The sequence below is a fragment of the Rhizobacter sp. P3_B12 genome (assembly GCF_056402895.1).
Genome location: NZ_JBFUGN010000828.1, coordinates 1 through 2,790, shown reverse-complemented (window position 1 = coordinate 2,790; position 2,790 = coordinate 1). Strand labels below are relative to the sequence as shown.

General features: G+C 71.5%; 3 protein-coding genes. 2 read left to right on the top strand and 1 reads right to left on the bottom strand.

The genetic code is table 11. The features are described from left to right. Positions 1-1,167 (top strand): ATP-binding protein (locus tag AC1D01_RS28675; RefSeq protein WP_477872467.1); only part of this gene is annotated, 1,167 nt, incomplete at its 5' end. On the opposite strand, the gene AC1D01_RS28670 is transcribed toward AC1D01_RS28675, so the two are convergent. After that, the gene (locus tag AC1D01_RS28670) at positions 1,124-1,846 is read right to left on the bottom strand and encodes a helix-turn-helix domain-containing protein (protein WP_477872465.1); all 723 of its coding nucleotides are present in this window, start codon (positions 1,844-1,846) and stop codon (positions 1,124-1,126) included. The two genes, AC1D01_RS28675 and AC1D01_RS28670, sit on opposite strands and share 44 nt — an antisense overlap. A 201-nt stretch (positions 1,847-2,047) precedes the next feature. On the opposite strand from AC1D01_RS28670, the gene AC1D01_RS28665 reads away from it, so the two are divergent. Next, positions 2,048-2,790, top strand: a 743-nt coding sequence (locus AC1D01_RS28665; RefSeq protein ID WP_477872463.1) for a Rossmann-fold NAD(P)-binding domain-containing protein, incomplete at its 3' end; no start/stop codon positions are given.

The window sequence follows — 2,790 nt, the reverse complement described above, 5'->3', positions numbered from 1 at the left end:
CAGCTGACCGGCGGCATCGCGCACGACTTCAACAACCTGCTGACGGTGATCCAGGGCAACCTGCAGGTGCTCGAGTTCGAGCCGCAGGTGGCCGACGAGCCGCGGCTGCAGCAGATGCTGGGGGCCGCCAAGCGCGCGGCCCGGCGCGGCGCCGAGCTCACCGGCAAGCTGCTCGCGTTCTCGCGCCGCCAGCGGCTGGTGCCGTCGCGCGTGGAGCCGGCGCTGCTGCTGCGCTCGCTGGCCGACATGCTGCATCGCACGCTCGACGAGCGGGTGCAGATCGTCGTCGATGCGGCCGATGACTGCCCGGGCTGCCGGGCCGACCCGGGCCAGCTCGAATCCGCGCTGCTCAACATCGCGATCAATGCCCGCGACGCGATGCCCGAGGGCGGCACGCTGTCGTTCGCATGCCGGCCCTGCCGGCGCGTGCCGGCGCCGCTGGCGGCAGACCTCGGCGAGGTGGCGCAGCGCGACGACGGCTTCGTCGAGATCAGCGTCTCGGACACCGGGCATGGCATGTCCGAAGCGGTGCGCGACCGCGCGTTCGAGCCGTTCTTCACGACCAAGGAGGCCGGCCGCGGCACCGGCCTGGGCCTCAGCACGGTGTACGGCTTCGCGAAGCAGTCGAACGGCGCGGTGGCCCTCGATTCGGCGCCCGGTGCCGGCACGCGGGTCACGCTGTACCTGCCGCGCTTCGATGCGCCCGGCCAGGCTCGGACGCAGGGCGCGGCCGATGCGCCGGCGCAGCTGCCGCCGGGCCTGCGCGTGATGCTGGTGGAGGACGACCCGGAGGTGCTCGCGGTGTGCCGCAGCTTCCTGCGCGCGCTGCAGTGCGAGGTGACGGCCCATTCGAGCGCCGAGCCCGCGCTGGCGGCGCTGGAGGGCGAGCAGGCGGTCGACCTGCTGCTCAGCGACGTGATCCTGGGGGCCGGCCTGCGCGGCACCGAACTCGCGCGGCGTGCGGTGGCCTTGCGGCCGGGGCTCGCGGTGCTGCTGATGTCGGGTTATTCGTCGGAGGCGATGGTCGGCGACAGCAGCGCCGGGCTGCCGTGGGAGCTGCTGCGCAAGCCGTACTCGCGCGAGGAGCTCTGCGAGGCGATGGTGCGTGCGCTCGGGCGGGCCATCACTGCAGCACCCGCGAAGCCGGCGTCATCGCCGCCTGGATGAACGACGCGAGCGCCTCGGTGCTGGCGATGCACAGGTCGCGCCGGCCCTTCTCGGTGAAGCGGATCACGTTGCTGCGCGCCATGCGCGACAGCGCGCGGCTGACGCTCTCGAGCGTCATGCCGAGGTAGTTGCCGATCTCGGCGCGCGTCATGCGCAGCGTGATCTGGTCGGCGCGCAGGCCGCGCTGCGACAGCGATTCGGCCCAGTAGCGCAGGAAGTCGGCGACGCGCGCATCGGCCGGCAGTGTGCCCAGCGACAGCAGCGAATCGCGGTCGCGCGAGATCTCGCGGCTCATCGCGGCGTGCAGCAGGCCGAGCAGCGCGGGTTGGCGCACGGCCGCCAGCAGCAGCGTGTCGTAGCGGATCGCCCAGACCTCGCCGGTGTCCATCGCGATCGCATCGCAGCCGTACTGGCCGTGGGCGATGCCGTCGAAGCCCATCCAGTCGCCCTTGAAGTGCAGGCCGACGACCTGCTCGCGCCCGTCGGCCGCGATGTTCAGCGTCTTGAAGAAGCCGGAGTTGATGATGTACAGGCACTGGAAGTCCTGGCCGCCCTGGAACACCGTGTCGCCGGCATGCACGATGCGGCGCTGCAGCTCGACGGATTCCGCCAGCAGCTTCAGCGAGTCGTTGACCCGGGCGCACACGGTGAAGTGGGCTGTCGGCGTGGCGGTTTGCATGGCGGGCTCCTGGCGGGCGGGTGGTATGGAGAGGAGCTTAGGAAGGGCCTGTCAATGCAGCACGACCGGAGCAGGGCGCTGCGCAACAGCGTGTGAATGGCGTGTGTCAATTCCGTATCAGTGGCCGCCGCTTGACGCCCATCAAGGCCGCTGCCTGCGGGCTGACTAGGCTGGCGCGTTCCGAGAAGAGAGGAGCGCGCGATGGCCTATCACCTGAAGAACCGCAGCCTGTCGTCGCTGGACGAGCTGAACGCGCGCGACATCCAGCATCTGCTGGAGATGTCGCACGAGCTGAAGCGGGCCAAGGCGGCGGGCACCGAGCAGCCGGCGCTGCGCGGGCGCAACATCGCGCTGCTCTCTGATCTGCTCTCGGAGCGGTCGTTGTCGCGCACGCGCGCCTTCGAGGTGGCGGCGCACGACCAGGGGGCGCAGGTCTCGTTCATCGGCCCGGGCGATTCGCCACTCGGCGAGAAGGAGAGCGTGAAGGACACGGCGCGGGTGCTGGGCCGCTTGTACGACGCGATCGAGTACCGGGGCACGGTGCCGCAGACGGCGAAGGACCTGGCGGCGCATGCCGGCGTGCCGGTCTACCACGGGCTGACGAACGAGTTCCATCCGACGCAGGTGCTGGCCGACCTGATGACGATGCAGGAGCACTGCGACAAGCCGTTGCGCGAGATGCGCGTGGCCTGGCTGGGCGATGCCCGTGGCAACACCGGCGATTCGCTGTTGCAGGGCGCGGCCTTGCTGGGCATGGACCTGCGGATCGCGGCGCCGCGTGCGCTGTGGCCGGCGGCGCAGACGCTGGCCCGGTGCGAGGCGTTGGCGCGGGTGAGCGGGGCGCGCCTGGCGGTGACGGAGGCGGCGCTGCAGGCGGTGGAGGGCGTGGACTTCATCGACACCGGCGTGTGGGTGACGGCGGGCGAGCCGGAGGCGGCCTGGGC